This is a genomic window from Phyllobacterium myrsinacearum (assembly GCF_014138285.1).
GTDB lineage: Bacteria > Pseudomonadota > Alphaproteobacteria > Rhizobiales > Rhizobiaceae > Phyllobacterium > Phyllobacterium myrsinacearum_A.
The window spans coordinates 69,474-82,574 of the sequence record NZ_JACGXN010000009.1 but is presented as its reverse complement, the minus strand read 5'-3'; the positions used below and the strand labels follow the sequence as shown (position 1 = coordinate 82,574).

General features: G+C 55.7%; 12 protein-coding genes and 1 tRNA gene. 4 read left to right on the top strand and 9 right to left on the bottom strand.

Features of this window, described 5'->3' with window-relative positions:
• Positions 1–317: 317 nt before the first annotated feature.
• Both tig and FHW16_RS21805 read left to right on the top strand, forming a co-directional pair.
• The gene (gene tig, locus FHW16_RS21810) at positions 318–1,742 is read left to right on the top strand and encodes a trigger factor (protein WP_182551397.1); all 1,425 of its coding nucleotides are present in this window, start codon (positions 318–320) and stop codon (positions 1,740–1,742) included.
• Positions 1,743–1,862: 120 nt separating this feature from the next.
• The gene (locus tag FHW16_RS21805; protein ID WP_182551396.1) at positions 1,863–2,507 is read left to right on the top strand and encodes an HD domain-containing protein; all 645 of its coding nucleotides are present in this window, start codon (positions 1,863–1,865) and stop codon (positions 2,505–2,507) included.
• Positions 2,508–2,522: 15 nt separating this feature from the next.
• On the opposite strand, the gene FHW16_RS21800 is transcribed toward FHW16_RS21805, so the two are convergent.
• From FHW16_RS21800 to phaC, 9 genes are all read right to left on the bottom strand, one after another.
• Entirely contained in the window at positions 2,523–3,266 is a 744-nt protein-coding gene (locus FHW16_RS21800) for a 3-keto-5-aminohexanoate cleavage protein (protein WP_246711887.1), read from the bottom strand.
• A 73-nt stretch (positions 3,267–3,339) separates the two neighbouring features.
• Complete coding sequence (locus FHW16_RS21795; protein WP_182551395.1) at positions 3,340–4,173, bottom strand: AraC family transcriptional regulator; 834 nt, start codon at positions 4,171–4,173, stop codon at positions 3,340–3,342.
• Positions 4,174–4,265: 92 nt separating this feature from the next.
• Complete coding sequence (gene radC, locus FHW16_RS21790) at positions 4,266–5,057, bottom strand: RadC family protein (RefSeq protein ID WP_182551394.1); 792 nt, start codon at positions 5,055–5,057, stop codon at positions 4,266–4,268.
• 13 nt (positions 5,058–5,070) lie between these two features.
• Positions 5,071–5,901: a type I methionyl aminopeptidase gene (gene map, locus FHW16_RS21785; protein ID WP_182551393.1), complete on the bottom strand. Its 831-nt coding sequence runs from the start codon at positions 5,899–5,901 to the stop codon at positions 5,071–5,073.
• Positions 5,902–5,919: 18 nt separating this feature from the next.
• Positions 5,920–6,621, bottom strand: coding sequence for a DNA/RNA nuclease SfsA (gene sfsA, locus FHW16_RS21780; protein ID WP_182551392.1), 702 nt, complete (start codon positions 6,619–6,621; stop codon positions 5,920–5,922).
• Between the two features lie 53 nt (positions 6,622–6,674).
• Positions 6,675–6,797: a hypothetical protein gene (locus FHW16_RS29105; RefSeq protein ID WP_281410135.1), complete on the bottom strand. Its 123-nt coding sequence runs from the start codon at positions 6,795–6,797 to the stop codon at positions 6,675–6,677.
• A gap of 674 nt (positions 6,798–7,471) precedes the next feature.
• A tRNA-Glu gene (locus tag FHW16_RS21775) sits at positions 7,472–7,546 on the bottom strand.
• Positions 7,547–7,693: 147 nt separating this feature from the next.
• Positions 7,694–8,998 (bottom strand): YcbK family protein, encoded by a 1,305-nt coding sequence (locus FHW16_RS21770; protein WP_246711886.1) that lies wholly within the window; start codon positions 8,996–8,998, stop codon positions 7,694–7,696.
• Positions 8,999–9,250: 252 nt separating this feature from the next.
• Complete coding sequence (gene phaC, locus FHW16_RS21765) at positions 9,251–11,071, bottom strand: class I poly(R)-hydroxyalkanoic acid synthase (RefSeq protein ID WP_182551391.1); 1,821 nt, start codon at positions 11,069–11,071, stop codon at positions 9,251–9,253.
• Positions 11,072–11,321: 250 nt separating this feature from the next.
• Between phaC and FHW16_RS21760 the strand changes: the two genes are divergently transcribed.
• Both FHW16_RS21760 and FHW16_RS21755 read left to right on the top strand, forming a co-directional pair.
• The gene (locus tag FHW16_RS21760) at positions 11,322–11,666 is read left to right on the top strand and encodes a hypothetical protein (protein ID WP_182551390.1); all 345 of its coding nucleotides are present in this window, start codon (positions 11,322–11,324) and stop codon (positions 11,664–11,666) included.
• Between the two features lie 185 nt (positions 11,667–11,851).
• Complete coding sequence (locus FHW16_RS21755; protein ID WP_182551389.1) at positions 11,852–13,069, top strand: LL-diaminopimelate aminotransferase; 1,218 nt, start codon at positions 11,852–11,854, stop codon at positions 13,067–13,069.
• The last annotated feature ends 32 nt before the right edge of the window (positions 13,070–13,101 follow it).

Sequence of the window (13,101 nt, the reverse complement as noted above, 5' to 3'; positions counted from 1 at the left end):
GAGTTCAGACCGGAAGGCGCCCATTTTCAAATCGCATAGGGCTGTGCCATTGATTTTTGTACGCAGTGCAAGTAAATGGAGCCACCAATCGGTAAGGGTGCAATTTCTTCCGCGGCTTTGTGGCATATTCTGTGATATGAATTCTGACACAAATAACGGGCCGAAAAAGAAATAAAGCAATAAAATCAACGCAGATGGTCAGGGCATGGCTCGCCCCATCTGCACCAGAAGCCACGATGGCAGACAGTTTTTCTCCCGCAATTTGGCTAATAGGCCGGCGACGGCGGGACAAATGTTAAAAAAGTGAAGGTTTGGACATGCAGGTTACTGAAACGCTCAATGAAGGGCTGAAGCGCGAGATCAAGGTCGTTGTTCCGGCCAAGGATCTGGAAGCAAAGCTTTCCGAACGCCTCCAAGGTGCTAGCGCAAAGGCGCGCATCAATGGCTTCCGCCCCGGCAAAGTGCCGCTCAATCACCTGCGCAAGATGTACGGCAAGTCCTTCATGGCCGAAGTCGTCAACGAGATCCTCAGCGATTCCTCGCGCACCATTCTCGCTGATCGCAACGAAAAGTCGGCTACCCAGCCGGAAGTTGCGATGACGGAAGACGAGAAGGAAGCAGATAAGGTTCTGAACGGCGAAGCCGATTTCGAATTCACACTGAACTATGAAGTTCTGCCAGTGATCGAACTCAAAGACGCTTCCAAGATCAGCGTTACACGCGAAGTTGTCGATGTAACCGACGCGGAAGTTGAAGAGCAGGTCAAGCGCGTTGCCAGCTCTGCCCAGACTTTTGAGACGAAGAAGGGCAAGGCCGAAACCGGCGACCGCGTTACCATGGATTATCTCGGCAAGATCGACGGCGAGCCGTTCGATGGCGGTGCTGATACCGACGCAACGCTGATCCTCGGCTCGGGCCAGTTCATTCCCGGTTTTGAAGATCAGCTGATCGGCGCTAAGGCTGGCGACGAAAAGCAGATCAAGGTAACTTTCCCGGCTGAATACGGTGCAGCGCACCTTGCTGGCAAGGATGCGACCTTTGACATCACCGTCAAGGAAATCGGCAAGCCAGGCGAACTCGAAATCAACGACGAGACCGCGAAGAAGCTCGGCATCGAAAGCGCCGACCGTCTGCGTCAGGTTATCCGCGAGCAGATCGAGAGCCAGTACGGTTCTTTCACCCGCCAGAAGGTCAAGCGTCAGATTCTTGATGCGCTGGACGGTGAATACAAGTTCGAATCGCCTGAACGTCTGATCAACGCCGAGTTCAACAACATCTGGGCCCAGATCGGTCAGGACCTCGCACAGGCCGGCAAGACATTCGAAGACGAAGAGACAACGGAAGAAGAAGCACGCGAAGAGTATCGCAAGCTGGCTGAACGCCGCGTTCGTCTCGGCCTCGTGCTCTCCGAAATCGGCAACAAGGCCGGTATCGAAGTGACCGAAGAAGAATTGCAGCGCGCCGTTTACGATCAGGTTCGTCAGTACCCAGGTCAGGAACAGCAGATCTATGAATTCTTCCGCAAGACTCCGGAAGCAATCAACAATCTCCGCGCTCCGATCTTCGAAGAAAAGGTTGTCGATCACCTTCTATCGTCCATCAACGTTACCGACAAGAAGGTGACGAAGGAAGAGCTGATGGCTGAAGACGAGTCGGAAGAAAAGTCCGGCGAAGCCAAGAAGCCTGCCAAGAAGGCAGCGCCGAAGAAGGCCGCCAAGAAGAAGACTGAAGACGAAGCGTAAGCTTCTCGCATCTCAGATTGGGAAAGGCCGCCTTCGAGCGGCCTTTTTCATTTTCAATGTCCCGAGCAGGTTGGGCAGAGTATGGTGCGGGTTCAACTGATTCCGCCGAGATCCTGCCCAATGTCCATTGCTGCCTTTGCGCCATTCGAAGCGCTTGCCGAACAGCTTCTGCCTCACGTCACCGATGGTTCAACGGATGGATCCCATGATCTGTCCCATCTCCTGCGCGTGTGGAAAAATGCCAGAGCAATCCAAAGCGAGGAGGGCGGCGACATGGAAATACTGGCGGCAGCAACAATCCTGCACGACTGTGTTGCCGTGGAAAAGAACTCGCCTCATCGCGCTCAGGCCTCGCAACTGGCTGCAGCGAAAGCATCCAAACTTCTTGCTGATACAGGGTGGCAACTGCCGCGCATCGCCGCAGCGGCGCATGCCATCGAAGCGCACAGCTTTTCCGCAAACATCACGCCTCGCACGCTGGAGGCGAAGATACTTCAGGATGCGGATCGTCTGGATGCCATCGGAATGGTTGGCGCGGCACGATGTTTCTATATTGCTGGCCGGATGGGCAGCGGGCTTTACGATCCCGTGGATCCAACGGCAATCGACCGTGAGCTTGATGACAAGAACTTTGCCATCGATCATTTCGAGGTCAAGCTCTTCAAGCTGACTGCCGGGTTCAACACGGGCAAGGGCGCGCAGATCGCTCAGGCGCGGCAGGAACGTCTTCGCCGGTTTCTGGATGAGTTCCTCGACGAGATATGACGTCTCAGCGGGATATCAGGATATCAGATTGATCGCAGCGCGGATCAAATCGGCATTGTCCCTGGCGGGTTGATCCGACGGCAGCAGGTTGCCGTCTTCCAGGCCTATACGGCTGTCAAAGCCCTTGGCCATGGCTTCCCTGTAGATGGCCCACACGCTCGCTTCGTCTCCATGCAGGAGTATTGGCAGTTTGCTGCCCGCCTTCTTCAGAACGGCCTCTATGCCTTGAGCAACAGCCAGCCCTTCGGCTACATCCTGCTCATTGATTTCAATCAGGACCCGCAGACATTTCTCCGCATTCTTCAAACCGACAAATCGTTCCGCATCGCTGACGGACCAAAGACCGGCTTCGACGCCGATGCCTTTGCCGAGCACAAGCGCAATCAAATCCTCTGCGTCCTCCTCGATCAGATTGATCGAGACATAGTCAGGCATGGTCGTCCAGCGGCGGATGGGCTCTTGTCTGTCAAGACCGCCGGGAGGAATACGCCAGTGGGTGGAAAGGCCGACGGGAATTCCCGGAACGGCTGCGCGAATGCTCTGCAACGTTTCTGCCACATGATCCGGATCGAGACTTTCAAGTCCGTCAGGACCGCGCGGATGGACATGCAACTCCCGCGCACCGGCGGCCACTGCCAAGGCAGCATCCGCGCCGAGTTCCATGGCGGTAAAGGGCACAGCGGGATGGAAATCCCGCATGCGCCCGCCGTTCAGACACGCCTGTAACATCATGGTTTCCTCCGCTGTTTGCGCAATCATACTAGCGGGTTTCCTCCTGACAGCACTCTGTCAGCATGGAACGGCTCGTTTGAATGATAACGGATTTTCCGCCTCAATTCTTGATCGGAATCCAGATCTCCATTCCGCCATTTCCGGTTCGCGGGTCAAACTCCGGCCCATAACGCTCAAGATTCGGCCCGTCGGTCACCTCGTGGCGGGATTCAGGCAACCATTTGCCCCAGATCGTCATGATCGTGCTGCGAATGGTCGAAATATGCTCGCGATGGGAAAATACCAGATAGGTCTGCGCTGGGATGCGCAGCCGAGCGAACTCCTGCGGGATATCGGAGAAATCGGCAACTTCGGCACCCGCGATATAATCGAAATTCTGGGCGTCGTCACTGTTGCAGCAGATGCCGTAGGCTACATTGCCGATCTGGCCATTGATATGACCGAAATAGGGATTGAAACGCTGCCATTGTGCCGGAATGCCAATGCTGGTTTCGCAACTGTATCGCTCGCTTATGCCTGCCATCAGCATCGGCTTGCCATTTTCGATGCGCGGCTCTTCCAAATTGATGATGAATTTCTCGTCCATTTTCATCGGCTCCACCAATGGGATGTTTTGAGTGTGGCGTTGGGCACGAACCTGTTCAGGCGTGAGCCCGAACTGATCACGGAACGCCCGCGTGAATGCCTCGTGGGAACCATATCCGGCGTCAAGCGCGACGCTGAGAATATCAGGAGCACCATCGCACAGCGACTTTGCTGCCTGAGTAAGCCTGCGTCCCCTTATATGGCTGCTGACCGAGCGTCCGGCAAAAATGCCAAACGCGCGGGACATATGGAAACGTGACAGACCAGCGACGTCAGCAATATCGTCGAGGGTTATTTCCTCGGCGAAATGCCCTTCAACGTACCAGATCGCTTTCTCAACCGAATTCATGGAGTTCTCCACCAAAGCAAGACAACCAACTACACGCCTGGATGACACGGCATTTGATCGCGATTGCGGTTCGAACGCAATTTCCCGCCGTATTAGAAAAGTTTCATGCCTTTGAGGCTGGCATGGCCGTTGCGCCCGATGATGATGTGATCGTGCACCACGATACCCATCTGACCACCAATGCCGGCAATGGTCTTGGTCATCTCTATATCGGCTCTGGACGGTGTCGGGTCGCCGGAGGGGTGATTGTGGACGAGGATGATCGCACTTGCTGACAGCTGTAGTGCGCGTGCTATGACCTCGCGCGGATAGACGGGGAGGTGGTCAATGGTACCCACTTGCTGCACCTCATCGGCGATGAGGGTGTTCTTCTTGTCGAGAAAAAGAATGCGCAACTGTTCCCGAGACTCATGTGCCATGGCCGCTGTGCAATAGTCGATCAGCTTGCCCCATGAACTGAGCACTGCGCGCTCGTTCATGTCGCTGCGTATGAACCGGTGTGCGAAGGCTGTGATGAACTTGAAATCAAAGGCGACGGTTGGCCCGCAGCCTTTCACTTCCTGCAGCAGATGGTCCGGAGCACCCAGGACTTGAGCCAGACTGCCAAAGCGGGCCAGCAGTGCCTTGGCCAGTGGTTTGGTGTCTCCCTGCCGTATGGAGCGATACAGCAGCACTTCCAGCATCTCGTAATCCGCAAAGCCCTCGTGGCCGACTTTCTGGAAACGTTCCTTCATACGTTCGCGATGGCCGGTATAATGCGGCTCCGCAGGCTGGCTGTCCGTGTTTGGTGTATCGGCAGTTTTCTCAACACCAGGTTGTTTCTGCAAGGGTTTCTGGGAAGGCTCGTTGAGGAAGAAGGTCTTTTGTGTCTCGTCTTCGCTCATGGCCTCTCAGTCGCTAATCGAGTTTCAGACCAGGTGCAAACTGCCCTGCCGGTGACACTGTAAATACTTCACAACCATCCTTGGTGACGCCAACCGTGTGCTCGTACTGTGCTGTCAGCGAACGGTCACGGGTGACCGCCGTCCAGCCGTCGGCCAACACTTTCACATGCGGGCGTCCGAGATTGATCATCGGCTCGATGGTGAAGATCATGCCTTCGCGCAATTCCACCCCTTCGTTGGGCGTGCCGTAGTGAAGGATGTTCGGCGCGTCGTGAAACAGCTGGCCGACGCCATGGCCGCAGAAATCGCGAACAACCGAACAGCGCTCCGCCTCGGCATAGTTCTGAATTGCCGCGCCGATGGCGCCGGTACGGGCACCGGGGCGAACCGCCGCGATACCGCGCATCAGGCTTTCATGGGTTACTTCCATCAAACGTTCCGCAGCACGCTTGATCTCGCCCACCGGATACATCCGGCTTGAATCGCCGTGCCAACCGTCGAGAATATAGGTCACGTCGATGTTGACGATATCACCTTCACGCAGCGGCTTGTCATCCGGAATACCGTGGCAAACCACGTGATTGATGGAGGTGCACGAGGATTTTGTATAACCGCGATAGTTCAGCGTTGCGGGCAGGGCGCCATGATCGGCACCAAATTCGAAAACGAAGCGGTCGATAGTATTGGTGGTTACACCTGGTTCAACAATGCTGACAAGCTCATCGAGACAGCGCGCAGTCAGCTGGCATGCCTTGCGCATGGCCGCAAAACCTTCAGGACTGTGAAGCCTGATCTGTCCGGTGTTCTTCAGGGGCGCAGTCTGCGCATCGAGATAGGTAACCATGGTGCTTTCCGCTTGGCGTCAATCAATAATGGGTATCGCGCCTGTTGCTGCGATACCCGAAGGTCTGATGTGGCATCTTATTGCGTAAGCTTCAACCCCACGACTCATTGCCCGCTCGAATGCCCTTGCGTACACCGGGTCCAGGTCGCCGCAGATTCTCAAACGATCGCAATCATCGCGCTGGATGACATAAAGCATGACACCACGGTGACCATTCTCAACCATGTTGCCAAGCTCGTCCAGATGTTTTGCGCCACGGGCAGTAGGAGAATCGGGAAATTCTGCCAGATTTTCCGTGCGGGAAAAATGCACATTCTTCACCTCGACATAGGCATCTGCCCGATCGGGGTCCGTCAACAGGATGTCAATCCGGGAGTTGACGCCGTATTTCTGCTCCCGCCTGAGGTCGCGATAGCCGGAAAGGGAAGGCACCAGGCCAGACAGAATGGCTTCTTCGGCAATGCGATTTGGCAAGCCCGTATTGATGCCCACCAGCGTGCCCTGCGCTTCGACGATTTGCAGTGTATGTGCATATTTACGCTTTATACCGTCCGACAGTGACAACCAGACCCGGATGCCGGGGTCAGTAAGCCCAAGCATGGAGCCGGTGTTGGGAACCGAACTGGTGATCGGGCTGCCGTCATCCAGAATAATGTCGGCAAGAAACCGTTTATAGCGCTGGACGAGTTGGCCGGTGACGAGGGGCGTTGAGAAAATCATCCGCGAGATTTACCCGACGGCGAATGGTGGAACAACAGTAATCGCTCCTGGCATCAAGACAGATTTTGCACTGTCCTGATCACATCCGCGAGGGACATATCTGCCATGAGCACAGCGGCGACAGCCAAAAGGCCCGCCAGAAAGAAAGTCGCTGTTGTTTTTGCTTGTTTGCTCATGAATGTGTTTTCCTGCATGCGTCTATGGGGCCGGAAAAACATGCTGAGATTGTGTCCCACCTGTGCTCATTCGCAGGCATTGAAACCGCTGCGTAATGAATCAATTGCGAAAAAAAGCCTGCCTTTTGAAGGGCAGGCAAATTTGCTCTGGGGTGGGAGAATTCGGGTTCGTTTGGAGGTTAAACCGAACCCTACTGCCAAAGATCGGAATCTCAGCAGTGATTCATGATAGGTCAGGTCAGGAATACAACCTCATAACTTTGTTTAACAGTCGGTGACAAAGCTTGAACGTCATGGGGTGTTCTCGCCGCTTTGACTGTCACATCCTGTGTAGTGCCTGCCTAAGGCGGGTGAAACGCATAGGAGGAGACACGATGAACTATAAGTTTCTTGTACCGATTCTAGCGGTCGCTGCGTTCACATTAGCAGCTTGTGACAACAAACAATCCGGGGGCAGCACGACGCCACCCGCGACCACTCAGGAGCCGGCAAAACCCGATGCCGCTCCGAGCGCTCCGGCAGCAGATCCGGCAAAACCGGCACCTGCAAACTAGCTGTACTGACCAAATGACAGAACGGCCGGCTCTCCCAGAGGGCTGGCCGTTTACATGGATATCAGCAGACAGGCCTGTTAGCTGACTGTGATAAATCATTGATTTTCTAAGGAGAAAACCTGGTACGCCCAAGGGGAATCGAACCCCTGTTTGCGCCGTGAAAGGGCGCCGTCCTAACCGCTAGACGATGGGCGCCTGCAGGTAAGCGGCTTATAGTGAAACAGTTTTTCGACTGCAACCCCATATTTCATTCTTTTTTGGGAAAAGTGAAAATTGTTGAGGGGGTCGTGAGAAAATTCAGTTCGTATCAGGCTGCCCGGATGCTGCCTCTGCTGATTTGGCTTATCCGCGGCGGCTGCCGCAGCGCCAGTTCCAGTCGCGAGTCGGGCCAATATCCACATGAACTGATTCGGTGTGGCAGTAGGTGCCGACGCCGCCGCGACCCGGCATGGAACGGGCAAAGTTGGCCAATTCCCACTTGGAAATACCGGGAACCTGAATGTCCGCTGCGGCGCAGGACATATGCAAAGAGGCCTTTGCCCCGTTCACCAGCCGGTTGTACGGCGGGCTGCGATATCCTGACGTGACGATGACAGATTTGCCGTAGCGCCGTTCGATGGACTTCAGCATGCCGACCAGTTGCGGCTTCAGGCAGGCGACATCGACACTTTCGCGCTGGACCCGAAGGCCGTTGGGCGCCAGCCGCGCCAATCCGGCTGCGGAAGCAAGAATCACTGGTGCTGCAGCCGATTCAACATCGTCATCCTGATAGAGGCTGTCGCGCTGCATAATCTGGATACCGCCGTTGGGGCGCACGCCGGGAAGGGACGAAAGATGCTCGGTCGGTTTATAATCCGATGGTGACGGCAATCCGGCTGTTTGTACGGGTGTGTCGCTGCTAATGGCCTTGAGCTGGGCCTGTGCCTTCGGCTGAATAACTGCTTGCTGCCGTTTTGCTGATGAAGCACCTGCATTGTTGGCAAAGAGCCGCACAAGCAGCCCGTTATCCTTGCCGGGAGCGGGTGCATGTGCACCCGGCTTGATTTCGGCCGCTGCCGGTTGATCGTCCGCGGCGGCCTGTGCACCTTTGGCAGTCTTGCCGGTGGTTTCCGGCGCCGCAGGTACCTCCACCTGCTGGGGCTGCTCCGAAGCTGATTCCTCAGCCTTGGAAGAGCCGCCAAACAGCGATGTCTTCACGGGTGGTTTCGCGGTGGCTGGTGCCAGGGCAGCAAATTGCTGCTGGGCCTCCGGTTGTGGCGTGCTGGATCCAAAAAGCGCTGTTTTGCCTGGTATCTTGCCTGTTGCGGCATCCTTACCTGTCTGGATCGGAGTAGCGGTCGCGGCGACCTTGCCCTGTCCGGGATGGGCCTCGGCTTCGGTGGCCGCCTTCAAGGCGTTCGTTTCGGAACTTCCGGCGAGCGCAAGGGCTTCCGGGGATACATTTTCTGATCCGGTCACCGGCATGGCATGGGCGTCAGCCGTGGCCGTGGATGTTGTCGTCGTGGTTGGCGTTACACTAAGAACGGACCCTGCTGTCGGTGACGAGCCTGTCGAGGTGCACGACACGGTTGCCATCGCAAAAAGCGTAACAACACATATGACGGTGCTTGCCCGGAAGGCCGCTACTGAGGCTGACAGCTTGTTCAACGATTCCCCCGTCTCGTCTTTTCCGGCTCTTGCAAAGGTTCGGTCCAATCCGCTTTTTATAGGAGCAGGATGCTCGCGAAGTTTAGCTGAAGTGCAAAAAACACCGGCAGAGAGTATGTAAAGTTAACGGTTTTTAAACGTCTCCACAAGCGTTGGGCTATAGTGAGAATGAGGCAAAAAAGTGATTAGCCACTTTCCTGCCATGGTCGCGAACTCTTGGAGAAACTTGAAAACCAGCAAAATAGAGGGTTTTCAGACGCGGATGCGGACATAGGTTCCAGGCGCTTCGGCGAGAATTTCCGCGCCATTTTCGCCCGGTATACGGGCCGGAACGCGCTTGTCGTCCTGTGATTCGATCCATGTATGCCAATGATTCCACCAGGAACCGGGATGTTCTGTTGTCTTGGTGAGCCATTCATCGAACGCCCCAAGGGGTGAATCACCGGTCCAGTACTGATACTTGTTCTTGGCAGGTGGGTTGACAACCCCGGCAATGTGACCCGAGCCCGCAAGCACGTAAGTCACATCGCCGCCAAAATACTTGCAGCCGGTGAATACAGACAGTGCGGGCGCGATGTGGTCTTCCTTGGCGGCGAGATTGTAGATTGGAATTTTGATATCACCCAGCGACAGGTTTTCGCCTGCGAGCTTCATCATCCCGCGCACCAGATTGTTGTCGAGATAGCAGTTGCGCAGATAATAGGAATGATTGGCGGCACTCATGCGTGTCGCGTCGGCATTCCAGTACAGGAGATCAAACGGCACCGGATCTCGGCCGCGCATATAGTTGTTGACGACGTAGGGCCAGATCAGATCGCCTGAACGCAGCATATTGAAGGCCGTGGCCATACGCGTGCCATCCAGATAACCCTCGGCCGACATTGCTGTTTCCAGCGCACGAATCTGGTCCTCATCGACAAAGACCTTGAGATCACCGGCATAGGTGAAATCCACCTGTGTGGTGAAGAGCGTGGCACTCCTGATCCGGTTTTCACCTTCCCGAGCGAAAAGGGCGAGGGCGGCACTCAAAAGGGTTCCGCCGACGCAATAACCGATCGCATTGACAGCCTTTTCGCCCGTTGCACCCTCGATAGTATCGAGACCAAAACGCAGGCCCTCATTGATATAGGCTGTCCAGTCCTTCAATGCGTGGCGATGGTCGGGATTGACCCACGAGATCACGAAGACGGTATGACCCTGGTCGATGGCCCATTTGACGAATGATTTTTCGGCGTTCAGATCAAGGATATAGAACTTGTTGATCCACGGTGGGCAAATCAGCAGCGGGCGTTTCAGCACGTCCTTGGTTGAGGGCTCATACTGGATGATTTCGGCGACTTCGCTGCGCGCGATGACCTTGCCGGGGGTTGTCGCAACATTTTCACCCAGGGTGAACTTGGTCATATCCGATTGCCGCAGGCGCAGGTCCCCGCCACCGGCGACGATATCTTCCGCCAGCATCTTCATGCCCTTGACCAGGTTCTCGCCGTTGCTGGCGACTGTTTCCTTGTAAAGTTCCGGATTGGTCAGCAGAAAATTGCTCGGGGATATCGCTGATGTCAACTGCTTGACATAAAACGCAGCCTTGTGGCGCGTATGGTCGTCAAGACCTTCCGCATGGGTGACGAGTTCTCCGGCCCAGTTTGCGGTTACGAGATAGGCTTGCTTGAGAAAATCAAAAAACGCGTTCTTGCCCCAGTCTTCGTCAGCGAAGCGTTTGTCGCCTTTCTCAGGCTTGACGATGTCTTCCACCTCTTCGCCGCTCATGCGGCGGATGGAATTGGACCAGATGGTCATGTAGCTGGCGAAAAGCTTGGTTTGCGCTTCGAGCGCGCGGCCCGGCTCGGACAGCCAGTATTCGGACACGCGCGAGAGTGTTTTCACCACATCCGTGACGGGATCGGCGATCGTGTCACGTTTCAGGCCCTTTTCTCGCGGTTCCACCCAGGCTGAAGCAGCCTTGCCGGCCTGCTCGATCATATGGGCGACGTTGCGCGCAAAGGCTTCCGGATCCTTGATCACGTAATTATCGAGGTTCGGCGTTTTTCCGCTCTTGTCGCCTTGATTATCCATATATTCGCTTCCTCCCGCTGATCCTCCCGATCAGCATAATAGACATGATACCACAAGTCAGGGCAACGGACATTCAATTGCAGCCATTCTGCAGGAAAGATAACGGCATTGCCACCTTGCCCGCGGATTGCATTTCCACTGAAGAAAACAGAATTGAACCTATTTGAATGTGCAGGGCTCTAATGCTATCCCTCTAACCTGCAATTCTTATCACCATGATGAATATCGATTCCGGCAGTCAGGACACACAATGAATATCTCGGTCAAAACCATTATCCGCTTTTCGGTTGGCGCCGTTCTGATTGCCGGTTTGAGCGCCTGTGCGAACACGCCACCGGAGCCGATGTCCAACTCGCCACTGACCGGCCCGGTCAATACCGGAACCTATCCCGTGTTCACGCCCGATCCGAAGGGTGAAACCGCGCAGTTTACGCCTCAGGAAAAGGATGCCTTGCAGAAGAGGCTTGTCGCCGCCAAAAGCGGGCAGGGCAACGCCACTGCCGATCCGGCAGCCGTTGCCCGGCGACAGGCCGAAATGAAGAAGCTGGTCCAGCAGCAGCAGGACGATCTGAAAGCCATCGAAGGCACGCAGTAACAAGCGGCCGATACGGTCACGAAGACACCGCATTCGCAGTGTTTTCATCAAAGATCCCAAACGGGATAGCTTGAGAGTGATTGACCCGCAGCTGAATGCAAAAGGTCAATGATCGCTCGACCGCTGTAACGTTTGGGTGTATAGCGCACCCGCACATTGAACCCATTTTTACCGGACCCAAACCTATGGAAGAATTTCATAAAGTTCGCCGCCTGCCACCTTACGTTTTTGAACAGGTCAATCGCCTGAAGGCGAGCGCGCGAGCGGCGGGTGCGGACATTATTGATCTGGGTATGGGCAATCCCGATCTTCCAACCCCTCAGGGCATCGTCGACAAGCTGTGCGAGGCCGTTCAGGATCCGCGCACCCATCGCTATTCATCGTCCAAGGGCATTCCCGGTTTGCGCCGCGCGCAGGCCGCCTATTATGAGCGGCGTTTCGGCGTAAAGCTCAATCCGGATACGCAGGTCGTAGCAACCCTTGGCTCGAAAGAGGGCTTTGCCAACATGGCCCAGGCGATCACCGCGCCCGGTGACGTCGTGCTCTGTCCCGATCCGACCTATCCGATTCATGCTTTCGGCTTTATCATGTCCGGCGGCGTGATCCGCTCGATCCCGGCCATGCCTGATGACCAGTTCATTCCGGCGCTGGAACGCGGTATTCGCCATTCCATTCCGAAGCCATTGGCCTTGATCCTCAACTATCCATCCAATCCCACCGCCCATGTGGCGTCACTGGATTTCTACAAGGATGTGGTTGCCTTCGCCCGCAAGAATGAAATCATCATTCTGTCGGATCTGGCCTATTCGGAAATCTATTTCGATGATGCACCGCCGCCCTCCGTTCTGCAGGTGCCGGGCGCGATCGATGTCGCTGTGGAATTCACCTCCATGTCGAAGACATTCTCGATGCCAGGTTGGCGCATGGGCTTTGCCGTGGGCAATGAACGCCTGATCTCGGCGCTCACCCGGGTCAAGTCCTATCTCGACTATGGCGCGTTCACCCCGATTCAGGTTGCCGCTGCGGCCGCTCTGAATGGTGATGGTTCCGACATTGCCGAGGTTCGTGCGATCTACAAGCATCGCCGTGACGTGCTGGTCGACAGCTTTGGCCGTGCCGGATGGGATATACCTTCGCCCGCTGCGACGATGTTTGCCTGGGCTCCGATCCCTGAGAAGTTCCGCAGCCTCGGCTCGCTGGAGTTTTCCAAGCTTCTGATCGAGCATGCGGATGTGGCCGTTGCTCCGGGTATCGGATTCGGCGAGCACGGCGATGACTATATCCGCATTGCACTGGTCGAGAATGAACATCGTATTCGTCAGGCGGCCCGCAACCTCAAGCGGTTCCTTGCAACGGCGGATGAAAAGCTGCACAACGTCATTCCGTTGAACGCGCGCCGCTAGGCCTGCCGAAACCGGAATTCGCGGCGCCTTCG